We start from the raw sequence: 24,177 nt of genomic DNA, 5'->3' as shown, positions 1-24,177 counted from the left end.
TTTCAACAAGTCCATCTTCGCGGTCACCCGCCGCAGCGAGCGTTGTAACCGTGGCACGACGCGTCGACGCGACCCGGCGGTCGTTAACGCATATGAAAGGCCGCTCGGGCTATTGGCGGTCTCGGGTGAGAACGGTGTGGTGAGCGATGGGTGCCGACAGCAATGTCGCGCCGGTCATCATCAGGAAGAAGAAACGCCAGAGCGGCGGGCACGGTCATCACGGCGGCGCGTGGAAGGTGGCCTACGCCGACTTCGTGACCGCGATGATGGCTTTCTTCATGCTGATGTGGCTGCTGAACGCGACGACGGAAGAACAGCGCAAGGGGATCGCGGACTATTTCAGCCCGACGATTCCCATCGCGCGCGTCTCCGGCGGCGGCGACGGCGCGCTGGCCGGCGACACCGTGTTCGCGGAGAGGAACCGCCCCAGGATGGGGACGGGCGGCGGCCGGCAAGAGGCGCAGACTGCGCCCGCATCGGACGACGGTCGGGAAGCCCCCGTGCTCGATGCCGCTCTGCAGTCACTGGAGGAGGCGCTCATCGGACAGGGCGGCGAGAGCCGCGTCCCCGATCGCCTGATGCGCCATGTCGTCACGCGCGTTACCGACGAAGGCCTCGTGATCGAGCTGTTTTCGCTGCCCGACGCGCCGCTCTACGACGCGCAGGGTCCGACCGCGACTCTTCGCACGCTCGCGGGCATCGTGGCGCGGGCAGCAGGGCTGGTCGAGAACGGCGTCGCCGTGGAGGCGCATGTGCGTGCCGCCCCCGTCGTGCTCGCGCGTAGCCGCCCTTGGGAAGACAGCGCGGACCGCGCGCAGAGCCTGCGCCGGCTCCTGGAACGAGGAGGCATGTCGCCTGACCGGATGCGCCGCGTGACCGGCCATGCGGATCGCACGCCCGCCGTGTCCGATCCGATGGCGGCCCGCAACGACCGCTTCGAGGTGATCTTCCTGCGCGGGGCGCCCGGCTGACGGAAGCGCTCCGAATGTCTCGGATCTTATGCGTTAGGTCGTTCTTAAGCCCGGTCACGGTATCAGCCGGGCTATCCGACCGATCCGAGACAGCAGAAAGGCGTTTCCATGACGATCTCTTCGTCGCTCAATGCCGGCATCGCGGCGCTCATGGCACATGGAAGCCGGCTGGCCGGCATCGCCGACAACATCGCGAACGCCTCGACCTACGGCTACAAGCGTACCGAGACGGATTTCCAGTCGCTGGTGTTGTCCAACTCCGGCCGGGACTACGCGGCCGGCGGCGTGCGCACCACCAGCATGCGGAAGATCGACGAAAGCGGCGCGCTCGTCGGCACCAGCAATCCGACCGATCTCGTGGTGCGCGGCCGGGGGTTCCTGCCCATGGCGCGGGCGACGGAGGTTGCACTCGGAGGCCAGCCTCAGATGCTTCTCGGCACCACCGGATCCTTCCGGACCGACGCCGAGGGCTACCTGCGCACCGGCTCCGGCCACGTCCTCCTGGGCTGGCCTGCGAACAGCGACGGCTCGGTCCCGAGTTTCCCGCAGGATACCAGCGCGGGTCTGGAGCCGGTGCGAATCAATGCCAACCAATTGTTCGGCGAGCCGACCACGCGCGTGTCGCTGGGCCTCAACCTTCCTGCGACGGCGACCGAGGCGGGAGCATCCGGCGAGGCCGAGACGCTGTCGGTCGAATACTTCGACAATCTTGGCACGTCCCGGAATCTCGATTTCGACTTCACGCCCACGGTGCCGGCCAGCGGGTCCTCGAACGAGTGGACGATGGCCATCACCGACACGGCGACGGGCAGTGTCGTGGGCGAATACACCCTGACCTTCGACGACACTCCGACGGGCGGCGGCACCCTCGGCTCGGTGACGACGCTGTCAGGCGGGGCCTATGACGCCACCACCGGCAGTGCGATCGTCACGACCGGCGGCGGACCGATCGAAATCCAGATCGGACAGCCGGGCGACCCAAACGGCATGACGCAGCTTGCGGACAGCTTTGTTCCCCTCGCGATCGAGAAGGACGGTTTTCCCGTCGGCAGCGTGAGCGAGATCACTGTCGACGAGTCCGGTTACGTCTCGGCCGTCTTCGATAACGGCGCCTCGCGCCGCCTCTATCAGATTCCGCTCGTCGACTTGCCGAATCCCAACGGCATGGTCTCGCTCGATCAGCAGACCTATCTGCCGTCCCCCGAGAGTGGGCCGTTTTTCCTCTGGGAAGCCGGGGACGGACCGACCGGTGAGATCGTGTCCTTCGCGCTCGAGGAGTCCGCCACCGACGTCGCGACTGAACTCACCGACATGATCCGCACGCAGCGGGCCTATTCGTCCAACGCCAAGGTCATCCAGACCGTCGACGAGATGCTGCAGGAAACCACCAACCTCAAGCGCTGAAGCCGCCGCGTGGGAGATAGATCATGAGTCTGAGCGCCTCGCTCTCGAACGCCTTGTCGGGCCTCTCCGCGGCGTCGCGCGCGGCAGAACTCGTTTCGTCCAACATCTCCAATGCGCTCACCCCGGGTTACGGCCCGCGCTCGCTGCAGTTGTCTGCGCGCGCCGAAGGCGCCGCCGGCGGCGTGCGGGTCGACGGGGTCATGCGCGATGTGGATCCCGTCCTGATCTCCGACCGGCGGCGCGCCGATGCGGCGCTCGGACGTGCGACTGCCGAGGCGGATTATCTCGCACGCCTGGAGAATGTGCTGGGTACGCCGGACGACCCCGGTGCGCTGTCGGCGCGCGTCGCCGAGCTGGAGACCGCTCTCCTCGCCGCCGCGGGCGAACCCGCGGCACCACAGCGGCTCGATGCCGCCGTCATGGCGGCGGAGCGTCTGGCCTCGGGTCTGCGAAACGCGTCTTCCGAGGTGCAGGCGATGCGTGTTGAAGCCGATACCGACATCGGGCGAATGGTGGAGCGCATGAACGCGGCGCTCGCGCGGGTTCATGATCTCAACTCTGCCGTGGTCGCGGCCGGGGTGCGGGGCGAGGACACCTCCGGCCTGCTGGATCAGCGGCAGCGGGCGATCGACGACCTCGCCGAACTGGTGCCCCTGCGCGAACTCGCTCGGCCCGGAGGCGCTGTCGCCCTCTACACGCAGGGCGGTGCAACGCTGCTCGACGGATCGCCCGTCGAGATCGGCTTCGCCCGCAGCGGCGTGATCACCGCCAACATGACCGCTGCCGATGGCGATCTCTCCGGGCTTACCGTCGACGGGCGACCCGTGCCTGTCGACAGATTCGCAGGCGGGCGCCTTGAAAGCCGCTTCCTCGTCCGGGACGATCTCGCAGTCTCGGCGCAGGCCGGCCTCGACGCCCTCGCTCGCGAACTGATCGCGCGCTTCGAGGACGGGTTGCCGGACCCCACGCTGGCGCCGGGCGCGCCGGGGCTGTTTACCGATGCTGGAGCTGCCTTCGCCGCGGGTGCGGAAACCGGCCTTGCCGGCCGCGTCGAGGTCAACGATGCGGTGCGCCCCGAGACGGGAGGCGCCTCCTGGCGGCTGCGCGACGGGCTCGGCGCGGCGACGCCCGGCCCGGCGGGCGACGGCGCACTGCTGACCGCGATGCAGACGGCCGTGGCCGAGGCGCGCCCGCCCGTTGCAGGCGGTTTCGGGTCTGTTCCGCGGGGCGTCGCCGCGCTCGCTGCAGATCTGGCCGCGCAGGTCTCGACGCGGCTCGTCGATGCCGAAGCGCGGCAAAGCCATGCCGCCGCGCAGCACACGGAAATTGCGCTTGCCGAGCGTCGCCTTGGTGTCGACACCGATTCCGAGATGCAGCGGCTGATGGTGATCGAGCAGCTCTACGGCGCCAACGCGCGGATGATCCGCGCGATTGACGAGATGATGGACACGCTAACGAGGCTCTGACCATGACCGAAGTACGTGTTGGAGATCTTGCGCAGGGCTTCCTTTTCCGCCGGCAGGCCGTGCAGCTCCGGACAGAGCTCTCCGCACGCGGACAGGAGCTGTCGACCGGGCGCGCGGCGGATCTGACGGATCGCCTGAGCGGAGATACTGCGCGGCTCGCCGCTCTCGATCGCGAAGTCGCGCTTGCGGCGACGCTGCGCCGGAATCAGGCGCAGGCGGCCAACCGCAGCGCGGCGATGCAGGCCGCGCTGGGACGCGTCCAGAGCGCGACCGAACCCCTCGCGACGACGCTCCGGTCTGCAGCAGCGGGCGGCCTCGCGGGCGAACTCGCGGCGGCGGGTTCGGCGGCGCGCGGCGCGTTCGAAGACACCGTGGGCGCGCTCAACCAGAGCACGGCCGGTCGCAGCCTGTTCGCAGGCGCTGCGACCACGGGGCCGGCGCTGGCCGGCGCGGACGCCATGTTGGACACCCTGCGTGCCGAAATCGGGGCAGAGACCGAAGCCGCCGGCGTCGCGCAGATCGTCGAGGACTGGTTCGCGCCCGGCGGCGGCTTCGACTCGTCCGGGTATCTCGGTGCCGACAGCCCGGCGTCGCCCGTCCCGCTCGGTGGCGGCGATCAGGCAGCGCTCGACATCCGCGCCGATGCACCGGCACTGCGCCAAGTGCTCGCAGCCAGCGCGCTCGCGACCCTTGCGGCGGATGCAGCGCTGAACCTGCCGGAAGATACCGTGCGCGCGCTTTTCGACACGGCCGCCGAGGGGCTCGGGAGCGCCGGGCCGCAACTGATCGGTCTGCGCGCGGATCTTGGTGCCGAGGAGGCGCGCATCGAGCGCGCCGGCGCGCGGATCGAGGCTTCCGCCGGTGGCGCGCGCCGCGCGCGCGCTTCCCTGATCGAGGTCGACGGATACGAAGCGGCGACCCGCATGGAAGCCCTGAGCCAGAAGCTCGAGAGTCTCTACGCGGTGACCGCCCGGCTCTCTCGACTGACGCTGCTGGAGACGATCCGGTGAGGGTGCTGCGCGGTTTCGCGGTAGCGCTCCACGCGCTCGTCTTCGCAAGCGTCGCCGCGGCGAGCCCGGTGCGCATCAAGGATCTCGTCGAGTTCGATGGCGTGCGTGGCAACGACCTTGTCGGCTACGGCCTGGTCGTGGGTCTGAACGGCACGGGCGACGGGCTGCGCAACGCGCCATTCACCGAGGAGATCATGGCGAACATTCTTGAGCGCCTCGGGGTGAACGTCGCGGGTGAGCAGTTCCGCCCGCGCAACGTCGCCGCGGTCTTCGTGACCGCGGAGCTGCCGCCTTTCGCGCGCGCGGGAAGCCGCATAGACGTGACGGTTTCGGCCATCGGCGATGCCGACAGCCTGCTCGGAGGCACGCTGGTGATGACACCGCTGAATGCCGCTGACGGCGCGATCTACGCGGTGGCTCAGGGCACGGTGATCGCCGGAGGCGCCAGCGCGGAGGGTGACGCAGCGGAGGTGGTGCAGGGTGTTCCCACCTCGGGCTCGATTCCGTCTGGCGCGCGGGTCGAACGCGAAGTGCCCTTCGATTTCGCCTCGCTCGAGACGCTGCGCCTGGCGCTTCGCGAGCCGGACTTCACCACCGCCGCACGGATCGAGACGGCGATCAACCGGGACTTCGGGCGCGACGTGGCCGTCATGCTGGATGCAGGCACGGTGCGGCTCGACATCGCCCGCACCGGTGCCCGATCGCCGGCGCATGCCCTGGGACGGGTGGAGAACATCGCGGTCTCGCCGGAGCGTCGCGCGCGGATCGTGGTCGATCAGCGGTCCGGCACCATCGTGATGGGCGAGGATGTGCGCATCTCGCGTGTCGCGGTCGCGCAGGGGGGCCTCACGCTGCGCATCGAGGAAGCGCCGCTCGCGGTGCAGCCCAATCCGTTCGCGCAGGGCGAGACCGTCGTTGTCCCGCGCACGCAGGCGGACATCGAGGAGGAGGAGGGCCTGGGACTTGCCGAAGTGCCCCCCGGAACCTCCCTCTCGGAAGTCGTCGCCGGCTTGAACGCCCTGGGCGTGGCGCCCCGGGACATGATCGACATCCTCAAGAGCATAAAGGCGGCCGGCGCGCTGCACGCCGAGTTCGTGGTGCGCTGAGTTCCCGCCGGGACCACCTGTGCAAGGCGCCGGCGCCCGCTCCGGAGCGCAACCAGGTCGGTGGACGAGGGCGGCGCCGTCCCGTTCCACGCGCATGAGAGATTGCGCGCCTTGGCTCTTCGCTCGGCGCGGCGCGGGGCAACGCCTACGCGGGGGCCGGGTATGCCTGGGGCGGACATGGCTGCCCGATCCACGGCTCCCGCGCGGTTGCCGGGCAGGCGCGCGTCTAGAGATAGCTGCGCACCAGTGCGCCTGCGATCAGGCTCCAACCATCGGCCACCACGAAGAAGGCGAGCTTGAAGGGCAGGGCCACGATCGCCGGGGGTACCATCATCATGCCCATCGACATCAGCACAGCGGCGACCACGAGGTCGATGATCAGAAAGGGGAGAAAGACGAGAAACCCGATCTGAAAGGCTCGGGCGATCTCGGACAGCATGAAGCTCGGGACGAGCACGGAGAGCGGCATCGCGTCGGGCGCGGTATCCGTCGGCTCGCCGCGCAGATCCGCCATCGCGGCCAGCGTCGCGGCATCGACCCGATTGAGCATGAAGCCGCGAAACGGCTCCATAGCCGCGCCGAACGCGGCATCGACCGCCACTTGTCCCGCGATCAACGGGTCGACTCCCGCCGTCCAGGCGGCGGTGAAGACCGGCTCCATCACGTACCAGGTCAGAAAGAGCGCGAGACTCACGATCAGCATGTTCGGCGGCGACTGCTGCAGACCGAGACCCTGCCGCAGGATCGACAGGACCGTGACGAGAAAGGGAAAACAGGTGATCATCACCGCGATCCCGGGCGCCAGACTCAACACGGTCAGCAGCAGGATCAGCTGAACGCTGCGCGCCGTCAGACTGCCCCCGTCGCCGAGTCCGATGGTAATCTCCTGTGCGGCGGCGGGCGCCGCGACGACCACGGCAAGCGCCGCGAGCGCGGGGGCGGCCGGCTTCATGCCAGACCTGCCTCCAGATCAGCGACCTCGGTCAGGCGCACGGCGAGTTGCCCGTTCTGGTCGCCGTCGACCTCCTGGAGCTCGCCGCGGGCGATCAACCGGTCGCCGACGTAGAGCTCGACCGGATCGTTCACACGCCGGTCCAGCGTGAGCACCGCGTCCTCGCCGAGCCGCAGCAGGTCGCGGATCAGGGGCCGGGCGCGCCCGACGCAGACCGTGATCTCGATCGGCACGGCAGTGAACATACGCGCCGAATCGCTGAGCGAGGTGTTTTCGGGTCTGTCATCCATGACGTTTCTCCGTCTCTGTCTCGTGGAAATAGGCGTGAATCGCGTCGTTTATCGCCGCGAGGGCGGCATCGAGATCGATCTCGCGCTCGACTTGGCCAAAGGTGATCTCGGCCTGGCCGGCGCCGAGCATTGCGTCTGACCGCAACCGAACCTGGCAGGGCAGCCCCTCTTCCAGCAGCGCCGCGACGGCCGCTTCGCTCTCGGGTGCGACGGCGACCTCCGCCACGCCTTCCGCGCCCTCGCGGGCGAGAGCAGTCAGCTGCTCGACGACATGCGACCCGAGCGAGTCCCGCGCCGCCGAGGGCAGCAGCGTGTCGGCGATCCGCTCGAAGAGCGGGGCCAGCGCGCGGCTGATCTGTGCGTAGGCCTCGTGGTAGGTAAACGACATCTCCTGCAGATTGCGCGCGAGATCGGCCCGTACGCGCGATTCCTCCTCCGCCTGCGCCTTGACCGCGTCGTCCCATCCCGCCCGATAACCTTCCTCGAAAGCCTCGAGCCGGTGCGCCTCCAGCGCTTCGCCAGCAAGGGCGGGGGCCGGCTGCTCGGCGACGGGCTCGCCGAAATCTTCCAGGAGATGCGCGATCGACATCAGACGCGTTCCTGCTCGTCCTCGAGCCAGCTGGACAGGATCTCCATCGTCTCCTCGCGCCGCTCCTCGATCAGCGAGCGCAGCCGCTCGACGGGCGTCTCTGTTGTCCCGTCATGATCGTCGGCCACGGCCAGCGGATCCGGTCCAGCCATGGGCAGACCCGGCCCCCCGAACGGGCCGATTTCCACTTCGCCGTCGAGTGCTGCGGGAACCGGACCGGCCGGGCCGTTACCGGCCTCCGGGTCTTGCGCGAGAAGCGCCGTGGACTCTTCGCCAGGCGTCGGACGCATGAGCATCGGGCGCAGGACGAAGAGCGCCAGGACGAGCGTCACGGCCGCCAGCACGCCCAATTGCACCAGCCGCATCGCGTCGAGGTTCAGCGTGGCGAACCAGCTTTCCTGCGCCGGCGTGCCCTGCGCCGCGGGCAACGCAGCCATCGGCATGGCGCGAATCGTGATCTCGTCTCCGCGCTCGGCATTGAAGCCCACGGCGGCGGCCACCAGGTCGCGCAACGCGGCCAGTTCTTCGTCCGGCAGAGGTGTGGCGCCGGCGGGCTCCGCCCCGTCCGGCGCGCTGGCCACGAGCACCGCGACGGTCAGCCGGCGGATGGCGCCGGGGGTTCGGAGCACCTCGCGCTCGGTCTCGGAAATCTCGAAATTTACCCGTTCCCGGGTCTCCGTGTCGGTGCTGGTCCGACGGTCGCCGCTGGCAGCGTCGCCGTCCGGCAGGTTCGAGGCCACGCTTACGTCGCCGCCCGTATCCTGGGACTGGCTGCTGCGCTCCTCGGTATCGGTGCTGATCGCGACGCGGCTCTCCGGATCGATCCGGCGCTCGCGTATCATCTCCTGTTCCGTGACTGTCTCGACGGCCACCTCGACCACCGCGTTGCCGCGTCCAACGCGCGCCTCGACCAGCCGCAGCACGCGCTCGCGCAGCCGGGCCGCACGCTCCTCTCCGGTGGTGGCGTGGGGCGAGGCCTCCTCGGCGGCGGCGACGAGGCCGCCCTGGCCATCGATCACCGCGACGTCATCCGGCGCCATGCCGGGCACGGCGGAGGCGACAAGGTAACGGATCGCGCGTGCCTGCTCCGCGCCGACAGTTCCGGCACTCATCGTCACGGAGACTGACGCGGTTGGCCGCAGATCTCGGCGGAAGGGCCTGTCGCCTGCGTTGGCGATATGCACGCGTGCCGCCGTGACGTCCGGTGCCGACAGGATCGTGCGTGCGAGCTCTCCCTCCTTCGCGCGCCAGTACGCTGCGTCGAACATCTGGCTCGTGGTCCCGAAGCCCGACAAAGAATCCAGCAGTTCGTAGCCCTGCGCCGATGTGGCTGGCAAACCTTCCCCGGCGAGCGTCATGCGCAGCTGGTCGCGCTCATGCGCCGCGACGAAGACCGAATCGCCACGGACCTCGAACGTGGTGCCGCGCGCCTCGAGCGCGCTGACCACCTCGCCTGCGGCGGCGGCGTCGAGGCCGGCGTAGAGCAGCGCCATGCCCGGCTGCGCCGCCATCCGCGCCATCGCCAGCACGGCGACGAAGACCGCCGCCGCCGCCCCGAGGACCACGATGCGCCGCATGGGGCTCAGCGCGCGCCATAGGGAAAGCAATTGCTGCAAGACAGGCCTCCTGACCTTCGGGACTTCTGCCCGGGCTTTCGGGGGCAGTCATGCGCGATCCCGCTTAACAATCGGTTAGCCCTTGCCTGCCAATGTGGCGGGGCACGAGAGGAGGATTCGCATGTCCGATACCGCCGCCAGGGAAAGCGCGCCCGTGAAACGAAGCCGCTGGCCGCTGGCCGCGGGACTCGTTCTCGCGCTGGTCTGCGGCACGGGCGGGTTCTTCGCGGTGCGCGGCGGCCTGGTGCCCGTGCTGGGGAACGATGCGGCCGGCGACGCGGAGAGGCCGGCGTCCAGGCCGCTGGCCGAGGTCGCCTTCGTGCCGCTCGAGCCGATTGTCGTTTCGCTCGCGAACGGCCGGCATCTGCGCTTCACCGGGGAACTGGAAGTCGCGCCGGCGCACAGCTCCCAAGTGGAGCGGCTGCGCCCGCGCATCATGGACGTGCTCAACACCTACCTGCGCGCGCTGGACGAAAGCGATATCGAGTCGCCCGGGGCGCTCGTCCGACTGCGTGCGCAAATGCTGCGCCGGCTGCAGCTCGTCACCGGCGAAGGGCGGGTGCGGGATCTGCTCGTGATGGAATTCGTGATGACCTGAGGGCCGAAAATGGATCTTGTCGCAGACATTCTGCTCGCCGCCGGGGCGCTGGGCGCCGGGCTCTACTGTTTCGTCCTGGCGAGGCGCCTCACGCGATTCAACGATCTCGAGGGAGGGGTTGGCGGCGCCGTCGCGGTGCTTTCCGCGCAAGTGGACGATCTGGCGCGAACGCTGGAATCCGCCCGCACTACGGCGGACCGCTCGAACGAGTCCCTGCAGGAACTGACCGATCGCGCCGAATCTGTCGCCAAGCGTCTCGAGCTTCTGGTGGCGTCGATGCACGATCTGCCCGATGCCCCGCCCGCCCAGCGGCAGGACGCGGCCAGGGCGGCGGCGGAGCCGGTATTCGCCAGTCGGGCCGCCATGGGAGGAGAGCGATGAGCGTGGTGCGCCGCGCGCCGCGCCGTCGGGGCCGTGGGACGCTCGCCGCGATTGCCACGCTTCTGATCGCCTCGGCCGCCGTGCGTCTCGGAACGGAGGCGGGCCACGCGCTGGCCCGGACGCCGAAGGAGACCGGCACGGGAACGACCGAACGCGGTGGGGAATGCGCCCCCGCGCCGGAGGTCGCCAAGGTTCTGCAGGCACTGGAAGCACGCGAAGAGCGGATCGCCACCCGTGAGGCGGAGATCGCCGCGCGGCTCGACGCGCTCTCCGTCGCCAATCGCGAAATCGACCGGCGCATGGCCGACCTGGAGGCAGCCGAGGCAGCGCTGCGCGATACCATCGCGTTGGCCGAGACTGCGGCCGAGGACGATCTGAGCCGCCTGACCGCGGTGTACGAAGCCATGAAGCCCAAGGAAGCGGCGCCGCTGTTCGAGGCGATGGCGCCGACCTTCGCCGCGGGCTTTCTGGGCCGAATGCGCCCGGAGGCGGCGGCGGGAATCCTCGCCGGTATGAATCCGGACGCGGCCTATGCCGTCAGCGCGCTTCTCGCCGGGCGCAACGCGGAGGCGCCGACGGAATGAGCATGAAGCCCCGCAGCACACAAGCGCCCCTCGCGGAGGAGAAGCACGGATGATCGGAGTCGTCGGCATTCTCGTGGTGTTCGGCATGGTCTTCGGCGGCTACACGCTCGCTGGCGGCAAGTTCGGGATCATTCTGAACGCACTGCCCTTCGAGCTCATGATGATCCTTGGCGCTGCGACCGGCGCTTTCCTGATCGGCAACGATCTCGCCGTGGTCAAACAGACGGCACGGGACATCCCCAAGCTTTTCCGCGGCGCGCGCTGGCGCTCCCAGGACTATCGTGATCTGCTGTGCCTGCTCTTCGAGCTCATACGTGTCTCGCGGCAGGATCCCGTCGCGGCGGAGGAGCACATCGAGGCGCCCGCGGACTCCGCCATATTTGCGCGCTACCCCCGCATACTGGCCGATCACGAGGCGGTCGCGCTGATCGCCGACACGATGCGGGCGGCCTCGATGAACTACGACGATCCGCACCAGGTCGAGGAAGTCCTCGAAAAGCGCATGGAGGCGGCGACGCAGCACGCGCTGCACCCCAGTCACGCGCTGCAGACCGTCGCCGACGGACTGCCGGCCCTCGGAATCGTCGCCGCCGTGCTGGGCGTTATCAAGACCATGGGCTCCATCGATCAGCCGCCCGAGGTTCTCGGCAAACTGATCGGCAGCGCGCTCGTCGGCACGTTTCTCGGGGTCTTCCTCGCATACGGTCTGGTCGGACCCTTCTCGGCACGCCTTCGCGCGATCGTCGAGGAGGAAGCGCATTTCTACCAGCTGATCCGCGAGGTGCTGGTCGCGAACCTGCACGCCCACGCCACCAACATATGCATCGAAGTCGGACGACAGAATACGCCCGAGCACGTCCGGCCCAGCTTCACCGACCTCGAGGAGTCGCTGCGATCGCTTCGAACGGAGGCTGCATGACTCGCTGGCTGGTCTCGCTCATGTTGATGGTCGTCTGCGCTGGCGGCGCGGTGGCTCAGGATGTTCGCGTGCGCGGCGGCGAGCACGACGGATTCACCCGGCTGGCCCTCGACTTGCCGCGGCGGGTCTCCTGGCAAATCGAGGCGGCGGGCCGAACGGCGACCGTGACGCTCTCCGGCGGTGCTCCCGGATTCGATCTGTCCCAGGTCTTCGCGCGGATCACGCGTGAGCGCTTGCGTGCGGCGGAGCCCGGGCCCGACCCGGGCCAGCTCACGCTGCGCTTGGGCTGCGAGTGTACCATCGACAGCTTCCTGCACGATGGACGCATGCTGGTGATCGACATCGCCGATCCGCCTGATCCGCCACCAAGCGCGCCCCGGTTCCGCAATGCCGCGGACAGCCTCGCGCTGCCGCTTTTGCCGGGGATCTCTCGGCGCTGGCAGCCGCTGTCGATTGAAGGAGTGGGGGACGAAGACCTGCACCTTGTCGAACGCAGGCTCGCCGAAGAGATCGGCCGGGCTGCGACGCAGGCGCTGCTGACGCCGTCCGTCCGGTCGCGGCCGGACACCCCCAGCCCGCCGGTCGCGGCAGCGCCCGATGGGCGCGTGCCGACCACCGGCGTGGCGGCGCAGGTCGACACACGGCAGCCCTTCATCGCAACTGCCGAGCCTGATGCTCCCGCAGGCGCGCCGCCGGCACCGAGGCGGACTTGTCTGCCTGACGAGTATCTTGATTTCACGGCTTGGTCGGACGGCACGCCCTACGCCCAGCAGATTGCGCGGCATCGGCTGGCGCTTTACCGCGAGTTCGACCGCCCCGATTCGGGGGCGGCCGCCGCACTCGCGCGTCTCTACCTACACATGGGATTCGGCGCGGAGGCCGCTGCGGTGCTGCCGCTCGCGGCTCCGGCGCTCCGCCCGGGTGCGGGCGAAACGCTCGGGGCGCTGGCCCGTATCCTGGATGGTGCCGGGATGCCCGCGGTGAGCCAAGCTGGCAAGCCGGCCTTCTCGGGCCAGGCGGCCTGCCCCGGCCCCGCAGCGCTCTGGTCGGTGCTCGAGGCGCCTGCGCCCTCCGCGCTCGACTCTGTCGACACAGACGCTGTACGGCGTGCCTTTCAGGCGCTGCCGATGCAGCTCCGGCGCCATCTCGCGCCCGACCTAGTGACGCGACTAAGGCAGGCCGACCGGCCGGTCGCGGCGACCTCGATCCTGCGCACCGTCGAACGTCTCACGCCCGGCTCGACGCCGGGGCTCGACGTCGCCCGTGCGGAGGGTGCGCTCGCCGAGGGGCGGCCGTCCGAGGCCGAGCGACTTCTCGGCGCGGTCGCGTCAGGCACGAGCGCGGAGGGACCGCGCGCATTGGTGGCGCTGGTGGAGGCCCGGGTCGCAGACGGCCGCCCGGTTGCGCCAGAGACGGCTCAGCTCGCCGGAAGCTATGCGCGCGAGTACCGCGATCATCCGCTGGGTGAAGCGTTGCGCCGCGCGCATGTCCTCGCGCTCGCCGGCTCGGGCGACCTCGACAGCGCGCTGTCGGCGTTCGACGCTGTCGCAGAGGCCGGCTACGCGATCGACGCGCCGGGCACCCTCGGCCCCTTGTGGTCCGCAGTCGCCGCGGCGCCGGACGAGACGGCCTTCCTGCGCCGGGTGATCGCCCGCGGTGACGCGCCAGCACAGCTACCCCCCGCGGCGGCAGAGGCGGTCGCTGCGCGCTTGCTCAAGCTGGGATTCCCCGAGATCGCCCTGTCTTGGCTCAACGGCGAAACGCCAGAGGCGAGTCGGGGCAACGCGCCTCTACTCCGCGCTCAAGCCGCCCTCCAGCTCGCCCGACCGCAGGACGCGTTGCTCGAACTGCGCGGGCTGGAGGGCCCCGGTGCGGAACGTCTGCGAGCGCGCGCACACATGGCAAGCGCGGACCCTGTGTCGCCACGGCCGGTGGCGCGAGCCGCGCACGCACCGAGTCGTTCTGGCGCATCCCAACTGTCGAAGCAGAGCCGCGGCGAGGCGGCGCAGCCGGTCGACGACCGCGCGCGCCCGGACGTGTCGCCGCCGATCGCGCCGGGCGAGAGCACCGGGGCCGCGCGCCCCGACCTGCGTCCGAATGTCCCATCGGCGGATCCGAACGGCGGGCTTCAGGAGGCTGCGCGCGATGCTGGCGCCCCTGCACGCGCATCGGCTGCGACACGTCCGGGGCCGGGTCTTTCGTCTGCGCCGAGCGACGGCAATTTCGAGGAAGACTCCGGCATCCTCGCCCGCAATCGCGCACTGATCGAAGAAAGCGCGGCGACCCGGGCGGCGCTCGAAGAGCTTCTTGCGCGCGTGCCTGGCCCTGTCGCGGCAAACGGAACAACCAGCCCCTGACGCATCGCAAGAGACTAACCTTCCCTAAACCCGCCCATGTCAACCTTGGCCTCGCGGGCGACTCTGGCCCAAGGCAGCAGAACGCGCGGGTGAACGAATGGCGAGCGATGCCGCGCCGCATGGCGTGCGGAAACGGTTCAGCAATGAGCGATTGCGGTCAGGAACGGTTTGCACGTCCGCCGCCGCAACCTTCATCGCCCCCGGGCGCCATCCCCGTACCAATCGAACGGAGGCGGCAAATGATCCGAGCCGGCGCAGATGGCGCTCGCCCGTCCATCGCCGGCGCGCCTTCGCCTCGCTTCTGCGCCGGATTCTCTGCGCGTGGCTGCTGAGCTGTTCGTACGGCCCGGCCGCCAGTGAAGCGGCGCGCTGCGACAGCGCCGCACGAACGGCGGCAGCGGCTGAAGGCGTTCCGGCCGAGGTTCTGCTGGCGATCACGCGGGTGGAAACCGGCCGGCGTCAGGCCGGCATCCTCACGCCCTGGCCCTGGACGGTGAACATGGAAGGCGAGGGACGATGGTTCCCGGACCGCGCCAGCATGCTGGACTACGTCGCGCACCACGTCTCGCGCGGCGCGACGAGCTTCGATCTCGGGTGTTTCCAGATCAATCACCGCTGGCATGGCGACGCCTTTCGCTCGCTCGACGACATGGCTGACCCGGAGACCGGCGCGCTCTACGCGGCGCGCTTTCTGAAAAGTCTGCATGCCGAAACCGGCGACTGGACGGCGGCGGCAGCCGCGTATCACTCGCGCACGCCCGTCCATGCGCAGCGTTATCGAAAAAGATACGTATCCGTGCGCGCGGAGCTCGCCCATCGGCCACCGCTGCCAAAGACACCCCCGGCACCGCCTGCCGTCACACCGCCGCGCGATGCGGCGAACCGGTTTCCGCTACTGCTCTCAGGCGAAGCGCCAGGCGTCGCCGGATCGCTCGTACCCGCCGGGCTGGCCGGCGTGCGGCCGCTTTTCGCCGCAGGGGGGTGACCGGAATGCCCGCGATCAGCCTCCGCGCACTCTTCCGCCCTACCATCCTGCTCGCGATGGCGCTCATGGCGGTGATCGTCATGATGGTGCTCCCGATGCCGGCCTGGATGCTCGACATCGGCCTCGCAGCGTCCTTCGCCCTCGCAATACTCATCTTCACCGTGACGCTGTTCATCGAGCGCCCGCTGGACTTCTCCGCCTTCCCGACGATCCTGCTCGCCTCCTTGATGCTGCGGCTCTCGCTGAACGTCTCGTCGACGAAGCTGATAATCGGCGAGGGACATGCAGGCACCCATGCCGCCGGGAACGTGATCCAGGGGTTCGCCGATTTCGTGATGGGCGGCAGCGTAGCGCTGGGACTCGTGGTGTTCTGCGTGCTGCTGATCGTCAACTTCGCCGTGATCACCAAGGGTGCCGCCCGCATGGCCGAAGTCGGAGCGCGCTTCGCGCTCGACGGGATGCCCGGCAAGCAGCTCGCCATCGACAGCGACATGTCCGCCGGCGCCATCGACCATGCCGAGGCCAAGGCCCGCCGCGAGCGAGAGCAGCAGGAGACGACGTTCTTCGGATCGCTCGACGGCGCGTCGAAGTTCGTCAAGGGCGACGCTGTCGCCGGCCTGCTGATCACGCTGCTGAATCTGGTCATGGGCCTCGCCATGGGTGTGCTCGCGCATGGCATGCCGTTCGGCCGCGCATTCGAGACCTACGCGATCCTCACCGTGGGCGACGGTCTGGTCAGCCAGATCCCGGCCGTCATCATCTCGATCGCCGCCGGCCTGCTGCTCGCCCGCGGCGGCACGACGGGCGCAGCGGATTTCGCGCTCTTCGCCCAGCTTGGCCGTTACCCGGCGGCGCTCGCGACGGTGGCCGTCCTGATGGCGCTCTTCGCTCTGGTCCCGGGGCTGCCCCTGCTGCCGTTTCTCGCCGGCGCCGCGGTCTTGGGCGGGACCGCCTTCTTCGCGCATCGCGGCACCCGACATGCCGAGGCGGACGAGCGTGCCGACGCCCCGGAGGCGGGTCCGGCCGGGCCGCCGCCACTCGGCGATGTGCTTGAGGTCGACGACGTGCATGTCGAGTTCGCGCCAGACCTCGTGAACATGGTGCTGGACGAGGGCACGGGACTCGACGCGCGAATCGCGAACATGCGCCGCCACATCGCGGCCACCTATGGCCTGATCATGCCCGAGATCCGGCTGACCGACGAGCTTTCGCTGCCCTCCGGCACCTATGTCATCCGCATCCTCGGCGTCGAGCAGGCACGCGCGCAGCTCCGTCCCGGACAGGTTCTCGCGCTGGCCGGCGATGCCGCTCACACCCTGCCGCCCGGCGAGGAGGTGCAGGAACCCGTCTACGGCGCGGCGGCGCGATGGGTCGCGCAGGAGGCCCAGGACGAGGCCGCTCTGGCAGGCGTCACCGTGGTCGCGCCGGTCGAGGTGCTGGCCACGCATCTTCTGGAGACGATCAAGCGGAACTTCGGTCGACTGCTGACGCTGCGCGCCCTGCGGCGCCTGCTCGACGAGATGGTCAATCTGTCCGATCCCGCGCGCGCCGAGGCGAATCGCCGGCTGCTCGACGAACTGGTGCCCGACAAGGTGCCCGTGGATCTTCTGCACGGCGTTCTGCGGCTGCTTCTCGAGGAACAGGTCTCGATCCGGAACCTGCCGCTCATCCTCGAAGCGATCGCCGAAGCGCGGCTCACCCATGCGAGCCCTGAGGCGATCTGCGAGCAGGTGCGCCAGCGGCTCGGTTTCCAGCTGGTCGCGCAGCTCAGGCGCGAGGACGGGAGCGTGCCGCTTCTGCAACTCGACCCCGAGTGGGAAGACACCTTCGCCAGCTATCAGGTGGAGGGCGCCGGCGGCGGTCTCGACGTGGCGCTGCCACCGGACGTGTTCAACCGGCTGGGCGACGGGGTTGCGCAGGAAATGCGCGCGGCGGGCGAGCGCGGCCTCTACCCCGCGCTCGTCACGAGCGGCCGGCGGCGGCGGTTCCTGCGCACCGTGCTCTCGGCCAAGGGCGTCTCGAATCCGGTCCTCTCCTTCGAGGAGATCGGGCTTGAGGCGCGGCCCGCCCTGGTCGGCACCGTCGCGGCATGAACGAAGCGACCGAACTCGCCCGTCTGCTCGAGCCGATGCTGTGGCAGGCCGCGCTCGTCTTTCTCCGCGTGGGCGCGATCGCTGCGGTGCTGCCGGGCTTCGGCAACGAGGCCGTGCCGATGCGCATCCGCCTCGCACTGGCGCTCGCCTTCACCGCCATCGTCGCACCCGCCGCACCGATAGAGACCGACGCCGAGCCGGCGCTCGGACCCTTCCTGCGCTTTCTCACCACAGAGACGCTCACAGGCCTCGCCCTCGGCCTCGGTCTGCGGCTCATGGTGCTGGCCCTGCAAACTGCCGGCGCGATCGCGGCGAACGCCACGTCGTTGTCGCAGCTTCTTGGCGGCGCGCAGGCGGAACCGATACCGGCCATCGGGCAGGTTCTGACGATCGGCGGTCTCGCCCTTGCGATGATGGCGGGCCTGCATGTCCGCCTCGCGGAATTCATGATCCTCTCCTACGGGTTGCTGCCTGCAGGCCAATTCCCGGACGCAGCGGCCTTCGCCGCCTGGGGCACGGGGCGGGTCGCGCGCGCGTTCTGGCTCGCCTTCACGCTGGCCGCCCCCTTCGTGATCCTGTCGATGCTCTACAACCTGGCGCTTGGCGCCATCAACAAGGCGATGCCGCAGCTCATGGTGGCCTTCGTCGGCGCCCCGGTCATCACGCTGGGCGGGCTCGCGCTCTTCGCGGTCGCGGCGCCCCTCATGCTGTCGGTCTGGCTCGACGCATTGCACCTGTTTCTCGAGACGCCCATGGGGTCGGACTGATGGATCAGGGCGCCGAGGAGGGGAGCGACAAACCGCACGAACCGACCGAGCGCAAGCTCGAACAGGCCCGCAGGCGCGGCGAGGTTCCCCGATCCGCCGATATCGGCGCCGCCGCGGCCTATGGCGGCCTTCTCGTCGCCGCGGTAGCGGGAGGCGCCTGGTCCGTGGGCGAGGTGGGGTCGGCGCTCGCGACGCTGGTCGCCCAGGCGGACCGGCTCGCTCCCCTCTTCTTCGAGGGCACGCCTTCGGCGCCGACGGGCGGGCTGCTCACCGCGCTCGCGCCGCCGCTGGCGCTCTGGTTCGGCGTGCCCGCGCTCGCCGTGATCGGCGCGGTCGTCGCGCAGCGCAGTTTCACTGTCGCACCGGACAAGCTCAAGCCCAAGGCCTCCCGACTCTCGGTCATCGCCAACGCCAGGAACAAGTTCGGTCGCAACGGGCTGTTCGAATTCGCCAAGAGCTTCGCGAAGCTCCTGGTGATCTCTGCGGTGCTCGCGGCTTTCCTCGCCGCGCGGCTCGATCACGTGCTGACGAGCGTGATGACCGCGCCCGGACCCGCGAGCGCCGCGATGGCGCGCCTCATGATCGAGTTCCTCGCGCTTGTCACGGCGGTGGCGGGTGTCATGGGCGCGCTCGACTACTTCTGGCAGCGCGCGGAACATCGGCGGCGCAACCGCATGTCGCACAAGGAGCTGCGCGACGAGATGAAGGAGTCCGAAGGCGATCCCTGGCTCAAGCAGGAGCGCCGCGCGCGGGCCGAGGCGATCGCCAGCAATCGCATGCTGCGCGATGTGCCCGGCGCGGACGTGGTGGTCGTGAATCCGCACCACTTCGCGGTCGCGCTGCGCTGGAGCCGCGCGCCGGGTGCCGCCCCGGTCTGCGTGGCGAAGGGCACGGACGAGGTGGCCCGGCGCATACGCGAGATCGCGGAGGAGCATGGCGTGCCGCTCTATCGCGACGCGCCGACCGCGCGCGCCCTTCACGCGGAGGTGCCGCTCGGGCGCGAGATCCCGCCGGATCACTATCGGGCCGTCGCGGCGGCGATCCGCTTCGCCGAGGACATGCGGCGGCGTGCAAGGGCGCGGGGCCGGCGATGAGCGCGCAGCTGGCGGACCTCCTCGCTGTCCTTGAGGCACGGTATCGCCGGGACGCCGCAGCGCTCGCCCGCGCCAAGGCGGAGGAAAAGGGTGTGGCGCAGGCGCTCGCGGCGATGGAGGCGCAGGCAAGATCGGCGCTTGCGACCCCCGGCATCGCGCACCACACGGTCGGCGCGACGCCGCTCTGGCAGGAGCAGTCCCGGCGCCGCCGTACCACCCTCCTGCAGGAGCTCGCCCTGGCGCGTGCCCGTGTCGGCGAAGCGGAGACACGACTGCGCGACAGCCTGCGCCGACGGGAGGGCGCCGCAGCCTTGCTGGAGGACGTCCGGCGCATGCGGAGCCGCGCCGCCGCGCGGCGGCAGGCGGAGGATGCGATCGAGCGACTGATTCTGAGCGAGCCACCCTGATGGCGGCCGTGTTCAGACGTCCTGACGCGCCATGTCCACGATCAGGACGTCGGTAATGCGATCCGGCATGATCTGCCGCGCGGCTTCGGCAAGCGACCGTCGCAGCAGATCGAGATTCGCCGCCCCCATGAACTCTGCGCCGAAGCCGCCCATGTTGGCATGATCGAACAGCACCTGCAGGAGTGTATCGCGCAACTTGGGCTCGCGCTCGAAGACCGCTTCGCGGGCGCCTGGCAGCACCTCGAGCGAGAGCGACAGCACGACCATCGCGCCGACGCGGTCACCCTCGAGAACCGGAACCACGAACTGTTGGGCCAGCTTGACGTATTCGCGCGACCCGTCGGGCGGCGGCGCAACCTCCGTCTCTGCCGGTGCGCAGGCCTCGGTCGGCGCGGCCGCTTGAGGCGCGGGCGCCGCCGGCAGCATCAGTCCTGCGCCAACCCCGGCGCCGAGGCCCGCCAGGGCGAGAAGGACCGGCAGGAGCTTGCCCATACGCGCCTCCGCTCAGAAGGGCAGCACCGCATCCAGCATCTGCTGGCCGTAGCGCGGCTGCTGCATGTCGGTAATCTGGCCCCGGCCGCCGTATGAGATCCGGGCCGAGGCGATCTTGTCGTAGGTGATCTCGTTGCGGCGCGAGATGTCCTCGGGCCGGACGAGCCCCGTCACGCGCAATTCGCGCAGCTCGAAGTTCACCCGCACCTCCTGGCTGCCGCGGATCTCGAGCACGCCGTTGGGCAGAACCTGCGTCACGGTCGCGGCCACGCGCAGGGTCAGCTCCTCCTGGCGGCGCACCGATCCGTCGCCACTGGCCTCGCTTGTGCTGTCGAGTTCGACGGCATTGGCGAGCGAGGCGCCTTCCGGCAGATCCGGCTGCGCGCGCTGCGGCAGGCCGAAGAGCTGGGGCAGGCCCAGCCGCTGCGATCCGCGGCGGCTGCGGGAGCTTTCGTTGGAGATCTCGGCGCTTTCGTCGATCTCGATCACCACGGTCAGGATGTCGCCGCGGCGCATCGCGCGGCGATCCCCGAGAAGCGAGCGCTGGCCTGCCGACCAGAGCGAGGAGGCGTCCGCCGGCTCCGACGCCGTGATCTCCGGCGGCAAGCCCGGCGAGAGCATCGCGAAGCGCTCGGCGCTATCGGGCTCCGAGGTGAACTCCGGCGGCCGCCCGATGGGGCCGGTGGCGCAAGCGGCGAGCAGCGGCAGGAGGACGAGAGGGGCGAGGCGCATGGAATCTCCTCAGGGTTGGACGCGGACAGAGCCGTCCTCTGCGACCGTTCCGGTGACGCTCAGCCGCGACGACAGGTTCATCACGCGGACGCGTTCGCCGGCGGCGGCGCGGCCGAGCGCCCGCGCCTCCGCGGTGAGCCGCAGGCCCCCCTGCGCGTAGACGACGGTGACGATCTGGTTGCGTTCGACCAGGGCAGGCGGCGCCGTCTGGCCCCGCATCACGGGCCTTCCGGGATAAAGCGCGACCCGCGCCTCGCGACCCACGGCCGCGGCGGGATCGGTCAGCGCGCCGGGCACCTCGCCGGAAGAAAGGGTCACGTCGCCGGGGCCGATCACCTCCTGCGCGCGGATCAGGCGCGTGGCGACGAGGGTCTCGGCCGCGGCCGGCGCGGCGGCGAGCGCAGCGAGCGCGACGAGGCCCGCCCGCATCAGCGTACCTGCGCCGTCGCGCCGAGCATCTGGTCGGCCGCGGATATGACCTTGGAGTTCAGCTCGTAGCCGCGCTGCGCCTCGATCAATTCGGTAACTTCGCGCACGGCATCGACGGAGCTTTCCTCCAGATAGCCCTGCCGCAGGGTGCCGAGACCATCCTCGCCCGGCGCGGCGAGCAGGGCCGGCCCCGAGGCCTCCGTTTCCGCGAAGAGGTTCGAGCCAAGGGCCTCCAGACCCTTCGGATTGGTGAAGCCTGCCAGGGTGAACTGCCCGAGAAGCTGCGCTGCACCACCTTCCTCGAAGTAGGCGTAGACCTCGCCGTCGGCATTGACGGAGAGGGCGCGCGCATCCGCGGGGATCACGATCTCCGGCGAAACGGGGTAGCCGTCGGAGGTGACGATCAGCCCGTCCGCGCTGCGCTTCAGGGCGCCGTCGCGGGTATAGCCGGGCTGACCTGAAGGCAGGGTCACCTCGAGATAGCCGCGGCCCTCGATCGCGACATCGAGATCGCCGCCCGTGGCCGAGAGCGCGCCCTGCTCGAGTTGGACCGAGACCGCGGCGGGGCGCACCCCGAGGCCGAGCTGCACGCCCGTGGGCAGCACCGTGCCGTCGGCGGCATTGATCGTGCCTGCGCGCGCATACTGCTGATAGTGCAGGTCCGAGAACTCCGCCCGCCGGGGATTGTAGCCCGTCGTCGACATGTTCGAGAGGTTGTTCGAGATGACCTCGACCCGCATCTGCTGGGCGCTCATGCCGGTCGCTGCGATCTTGAGGGCGCGCATGGCGATCTCCTATTTCACGAAGGTTCTCAGGGCGCTGCGGATCCGCTCGTGCTCGGCCTCGAGAAAGCTCTGGCCCATCTCGTAGGCCCGCTGCACGGCGACCATCCGGGCGACCTCGCCTATGGGGTCCACGTTGGAGGCCTCGAGGTAGCCCTGGAGGATGCGGCCCGGCGCGCCGGGCTGCACGCCCGACTCGGCGCGGAACATCACGCCGTCCTCGCGGCGCAGGTCGGTCCGGTCGACCGGCGTCCAGAGCCCTATCCGGGCGAGCGGCCGACCGTCGGCGCTCAACGTGCCGTCGGCCGCGATCGTGACGCCTGCGGCGCCAGGCGGCACGAAGATCGGCGCGCCGCCCGCGTCGAGCAACCGGTGGCCGTCGGGCGTCGCCAGTTCTCCGGCGGCATTGGGTGAAAAGGCGCCCGCCCGGGTGAGCCGTTCGCCCGCAGGCGTCTCGATCAGGAAGTAGCCCTCGCCTTCGATGGCGAGGTCGAAGGGCGCGCCGGTCTGGCCGATCTCGCCCTGCGCGAAGCTGGTGTTGCGGACGTTGGCCGTGGCCATGGAAAGCGGTTCGGCCCCGTCGATCCGGCGGACGAACTCGGAGAAGATGACACCTTCCTGCCGGTAGCCGGTGGTGGCCATGTTGGCGATGTTGTTCGCCACCGCCTGCATCTCGCGCATCAGGCCGGACTGGCGGGCCAGGGTGACATAGGTCGCGTGTTCCATCTCAGCCTCCGGCGATCAGCGGCGCGATGCGTTCGTGCAGGAAGGAGACCAGCGTCTGGGTCATGAAGCTCATCGAGACCCAGAAGACGCCGACGATCGCCACGAGCTTGGGCACGAAGGTGAGCGTCATCTCCTGGATCGAGGTCAGCGCCTGGAACAGGCCGATCGTGACGCCGGCGAGAAGCGCCGCGGTCAGGACCGGCGCCGAGATGATCACGGCGATCCAGAGCCCCTGCCGCAGCGTGTCGAAGAAGATCGCGTCGCTCTGCATCAGACGGGCATCCTCAGGATCTCCTGGTAGGCCTCGACGACCTTGTCGCGGACGCTGACCACCGTCTGCACCGCGAGTTCGGACTGCGCGAGCGCCATCACAAGCGCATGCGGGTCGGCGTCACCGGTCATGGAGGCCATCGCCGCCTCTTCGCCCTTGCGGAGGGTCGCCGCGAAGTCTTCCGTCGCCGCGCGCAGCGAGGCCCCTGCGCCGGCCTGCGCCGGATCGGGCTCCGTGGCGGGGCGAAGGGCGGCGTACTCGCGCGCGGCGAGGGCTGTGCGGACATCGATCATAGGGGTTCTCCTCTATCGGCGCAGAAGTTCGCGCAGGGCCGAAGACATCTGCCGCGCCTGGTCGAAGAGCTTCAGATTGGCTTCGTAACTGCGCTGCGCTTCGCGTGAATCGGCGATCTCGACGATGAGATCGACGTTGGATCCGGCGTAGTGGCCGCTCTCGTCGGCGAGGGGATGCGCGGGGTCGTGGATGCGCGTGAGTTCGGAGCGGTCCAGGTTGACGCGTCCGGTCTGCACCTCGCCGCTCGCGCCGGCCATCTGCGTGAAGCTCACGGTCTTGCGGCGATAGCCCGGCGTGTCGGCATTCGCGATGTTTTCGGACACCAGCCGCAGGCGCGTCGCCTGCGCGCGCATGGCGCTCACGGACAGGCGAAGGGAATCGGAGAAATCGGTCATGGCAGAACCCCTCTCAGCGGCGCCCGAGGCTCTGGCGCATGATTTCCAGCGCGCTGCGATAAATCGTCAGCGCGCGGTCATGCTGCCGCTTGGCCTCGACGGACTTGAGCATTTCGTACTCGAGCGAGACGCCGTTTCCGTTGGGGTCCGTGACCACGTCACGGCGTGGCTCGGGCGTGGCGAAGCCAGTGGTCGCGGCGCCGATGTGGCCCGGGCGCGTTGCGCGCAGGGTGGTGGCGGCGGGCGCGTGGCGCGCCGCCATCTCGCGGAAGGGCGCGAGATCGGCGGGCCGGTAGCCCGGGGTGTCGGCATGCGCCATGTTGCGCGCGACGACCGCATGCCGCGTGCCGGCGTGCACCGCCATCATTTCCGCCGTGCGGAAGACGTTCAGCCTGTCGAACATCGGGGCTTCTCCCTCGATCGCGTTCAATCAAGGCTTAACTGCGATTCCTTTAGAAACCGTTCCC

28 protein-coding genes are annotated in these 24,177 nt (G+C 69.8%); 15 read left to right on the top strand and 13 right to left on the bottom strand.

Features of this window, described 5'->3' with window-relative positions; all coding sequences use genetic code 11:
- Positions 1-146 precede the first annotated feature (146 nt).
- The 5 genes from DRV85_RS11885 to DRV85_RS11865 all read left to right on the top strand — a co-directional run bounded on the left by DRV85_RS11885 (position 147) and on the right by DRV85_RS11865 (position 5,957).
- Positions 147-971 (top strand): flagellar motor protein MotB, encoded by an 825-nt coding sequence (locus tag DRV85_RS11885; RefSeq protein WP_113289686.1) that lies wholly within the window; start codon positions 147-149, stop codon positions 969-971.
- A 108-nt stretch (positions 972-1,079) separates the two neighbouring features.
- The gene (locus DRV85_RS11880; protein ID WP_113289685.1) at positions 1,080-2,375 is read left to right on the top strand and encodes a flagellar hook protein FlgE; all 1,296 of its coding nucleotides are present in this window, start codon (positions 1,080-1,082) and stop codon (positions 2,373-2,375) included.
- A gap of 53 nt (positions 2,376-2,428) precedes the next feature.
- Positions 2,429-3,841: a FlgK family flagellar hook-associated protein gene (locus tag DRV85_RS11875; protein WP_158540151.1), complete on the top strand. Its 1,413-nt coding sequence runs from the start codon at positions 2,429-2,431 to the stop codon at positions 3,839-3,841.
- Positions 3,842-4,077: 236 nt separating this feature from the next.
- Positions 4,078-4,851: a flagellin gene (locus DRV85_RS11870; protein ID WP_233495492.1), complete on the top strand. Its 774-nt coding sequence runs from the start codon at positions 4,078-4,080 to the stop codon at positions 4,849-4,851.
- 5 nt (positions 4,852-4,856) lie between these two features.
- Complete coding sequence (locus tag DRV85_RS11865) at positions 4,857-5,957, top strand: flagellar basal body P-ring protein FlgI (protein WP_233495502.1); 1,101 nt, start codon at positions 4,857-4,859, stop codon at positions 5,955-5,957.
- Positions 5,958-6,183: 226 nt separating this feature from the next.
- On the opposite strand, the gene fliP is transcribed toward DRV85_RS11865, so the two are convergent.
- The 4 genes from fliP to fliF are packed head-to-tail and all read right to left on the bottom strand — an operon-like array spanning position 6,184 to position 9,395.
- Entirely contained in the window at positions 6,184-6,909 is a 726-nt protein-coding gene (gene fliP / locus DRV85_RS11860; protein ID WP_113289681.1) for a flagellar type III secretion system pore protein FliP, read from the bottom strand.
- The gene (locus DRV85_RS11855) at positions 6,906-7,199 is read right to left on the bottom strand and encodes a FliM/FliN family flagellar motor switch protein (protein WP_113289680.1); all 294 of its coding nucleotides are present in this window, start codon (positions 7,197-7,199) and stop codon (positions 6,906-6,908) included. The genes fliP and DRV85_RS11855 overlap by 4 nt, the downstream gene beginning before the upstream one ends.
- Complete coding sequence (locus DRV85_RS11850) at positions 7,192-7,788, bottom strand: FliH/SctL family protein (RefSeq protein WP_113289679.1); 597 nt, start codon at positions 7,786-7,788, stop codon at positions 7,192-7,194. Before DRV85_RS11850 ends, DRV85_RS11855 begins: the two co-directional genes overlap by 8 nt.
- The gene (gene fliF, locus DRV85_RS11845) at positions 7,788-9,395 is read right to left on the bottom strand and encodes a flagellar basal-body MS-ring/collar protein FliF (RefSeq protein ID WP_420820918.1); all 1,608 of its coding nucleotides are present in this window, start codon (positions 9,393-9,395) and stop codon (positions 7,788-7,790) included. The genes DRV85_RS11850 and fliF overlap by 1 nt, the downstream gene beginning before the upstream one ends.
- A gap of 130 nt (positions 9,396-9,525) precedes the next feature.
- On the opposite strand from fliF, the gene DRV85_RS11840 reads away from it, so the two are divergent.
- The 10 genes from DRV85_RS11840 to DRV85_RS11795 all read left to right on the top strand — a co-directional run bounded on the left by DRV85_RS11840 (position 9,526) and on the right by DRV85_RS11795 (position 19,589).
- Positions 9,526-10,002: a flagellar basal body-associated FliL family protein gene (locus tag DRV85_RS11840; protein WP_113289677.1), complete on the top strand. Its 477-nt coding sequence runs from the start codon at positions 9,526-9,528 to the stop codon at positions 10,000-10,002.
- 9 nt (positions 10,003-10,011) lie between these two features.
- Positions 10,012-10,383, top strand: coding sequence for a hypothetical protein (locus DRV85_RS11835; RefSeq protein WP_233495490.1), 372 nt, complete (start codon positions 10,012-10,014; stop codon positions 10,381-10,383).
- Entirely contained in the window at positions 10,380-10,967 is a 588-nt protein-coding gene (locus DRV85_RS11830) for a MotE family protein (RefSeq protein WP_113289676.1), read from the top strand. The genes DRV85_RS11835 and DRV85_RS11830 overlap by 4 nt, the downstream gene beginning before the upstream one ends.
- A 49-nt stretch (positions 10,968-11,016) precedes the next feature.
- Positions 11,017-11,886 (top strand): flagellar motor stator protein MotA, encoded by an 870-nt coding sequence (motA, locus tag DRV85_RS11825; protein WP_113289675.1) that lies wholly within the window; start codon positions 11,017-11,019, stop codon positions 11,884-11,886.
- Positions 11,883-14,243 carry a hypothetical protein gene (locus DRV85_RS11820; protein WP_113289674.1) on the top strand — a complete coding sequence of 787 codons (2,361 nt, stop codon included), beginning with the start codon at positions 11,883-11,885 and terminating at the stop codon, positions 14,241-14,243. Before motA ends, DRV85_RS11820 begins: the two co-directional genes overlap by 4 nt.
- Before the next feature lie 97 nt (positions 14,244-14,340).
- On the top strand, positions 14,341-15,228 hold the full coding sequence (locus tag DRV85_RS11815) for a transglycosylase SLT domain-containing protein (protein ID WP_113289673.1): 888 nt from the start codon (positions 14,341-14,343) through the stop codon (positions 15,226-15,228).
- A gap of 5 nt (positions 15,229-15,233) precedes the next feature.
- The gene (gene flhA, locus DRV85_RS11810; RefSeq protein WP_113289672.1) at positions 15,234-17,321 is read left to right on the top strand and encodes a flagellar biosynthesis protein FlhA; all 2,088 of its coding nucleotides are present in this window, start codon (positions 15,234-15,236) and stop codon (positions 17,319-17,321) included.
- Positions 17,318-18,088, top strand: a complete 771-nt coding sequence (locus tag DRV85_RS11805) for a flagellar biosynthetic protein FliR (protein ID WP_113289671.1) — start codon at positions 17,318-17,320, stop codon at positions 18,086-18,088. Before flhA ends, DRV85_RS11805 begins: the two co-directional genes overlap by 4 nt.
- Complete coding sequence (locus tag DRV85_RS11800; protein WP_113289670.1) at positions 18,088-19,182, top strand: EscU/YscU/HrcU family type III secretion system export apparatus switch protein; 1,095 nt, start codon at positions 18,088-18,090, stop codon at positions 19,180-19,182. The genes DRV85_RS11805 and DRV85_RS11800 overlap by 1 nt, the downstream gene beginning before the upstream one ends.
- The gene (locus DRV85_RS11795) at positions 19,179-19,589 is read left to right on the top strand and encodes a hypothetical protein (RefSeq protein WP_113289669.1); all 411 of its coding nucleotides are present in this window, start codon (positions 19,179-19,181) and stop codon (positions 19,587-19,589) included. The genes DRV85_RS11800 and DRV85_RS11795 overlap by 4 nt, the downstream gene beginning before the upstream one ends.
- A gap of 12 nt (positions 19,590-19,601) precedes the next feature.
- On the opposite strand, the gene DRV85_RS11790 is transcribed toward DRV85_RS11795, so the two are convergent.
- The 9 genes from DRV85_RS11790 to DRV85_RS11750 are packed head-to-tail and all read right to left on the bottom strand — an operon-like array spanning position 19,602 to position 24,113.
- Positions 19,602-20,081, bottom strand: coding sequence for a flagellar basal body-associated FliL family protein (locus DRV85_RS11790; protein WP_113289668.1), 480 nt, complete (start codon positions 20,079-20,081; stop codon positions 19,602-19,604).
- Between the two features lie 12 nt (positions 20,082-20,093).
- Positions 20,094-20,813, bottom strand: a complete 720-nt coding sequence (flgH, locus tag DRV85_RS11785) for a flagellar basal body L-ring protein FlgH (protein WP_113289667.1) — start codon at positions 20,811-20,813, stop codon at positions 20,094-20,096.
- Between the two features lie 9 nt (positions 20,814-20,822).
- Entirely contained in the window at positions 20,823-21,242 is a 420-nt protein-coding gene (gene flgA / locus DRV85_RS11780) for a flagellar basal body P-ring formation chaperone FlgA (protein ID WP_113289666.1), read from the bottom strand.
- Positions 21,242-22,027, bottom strand: coding sequence for a flagellar basal-body rod protein FlgG (flgG, locus tag DRV85_RS11775; protein WP_113289665.1), 786 nt, complete (start codon positions 22,025-22,027; stop codon positions 21,242-21,244). The genes flgA and flgG overlap by 1 nt, the downstream gene beginning before the upstream one ends.
- A gap of 9 nt (positions 22,028-22,036) precedes the next feature.
- On the bottom strand, positions 22,037-22,750 hold the full coding sequence (locus DRV85_RS11770; protein ID WP_113289664.1) for a flagellar hook-basal body complex protein: 714 nt from the start codon (positions 22,748-22,750) through the stop codon (positions 22,037-22,039).
- Between the two features lies 1 nt (position 22,751).
- Complete coding sequence (locus DRV85_RS11765) at positions 22,752-23,021, bottom strand: flagellar biosynthetic protein FliQ (RefSeq protein ID WP_113289663.1); 270 nt, start codon at positions 23,019-23,021, stop codon at positions 22,752-22,754.
- The gene (gene fliE / locus DRV85_RS11760; protein WP_113289775.1) at positions 23,021-23,311 is read right to left on the bottom strand and encodes a flagellar hook-basal body complex protein FliE; all 291 of its coding nucleotides are present in this window, start codon (positions 23,309-23,311) and stop codon (positions 23,021-23,023) included. The genes DRV85_RS11765 and fliE overlap by 1 nt, the downstream gene beginning before the upstream one ends.
- A 15-nt stretch (positions 23,312-23,326) precedes the next feature.
- A complete protein-coding gene (gene flgC, locus DRV85_RS11755; RefSeq protein ID WP_113289662.1) occupies positions 23,327-23,710 on the bottom strand; it encodes a flagellar basal body rod protein FlgC in 384 nt (127 codons plus the stop codon).
- A gap of 13 nt (positions 23,711-23,723) precedes the next feature.
- Entirely contained in the window at positions 23,724-24,113 is a 390-nt protein-coding gene (locus DRV85_RS11750) for a FlgB family protein (RefSeq protein WP_199525916.1), read from the bottom strand.
- Between the last annotated feature and the right edge of the window lie 64 nt (positions 24,114-24,177).

The sequence above is a fragment of the Rhodosalinus halophilus genome, assembly GCF_003298775.1.
In the GTDB taxonomy this organism is placed as follows: domain Bacteria; phylum Pseudomonadota; class Alphaproteobacteria; order Rhodobacterales; family Rhodobacteraceae; genus Rhodosalinus; species Rhodosalinus halophilus.
This window is presented reverse-complemented; position numbering and strand designations above follow the sequence as displayed.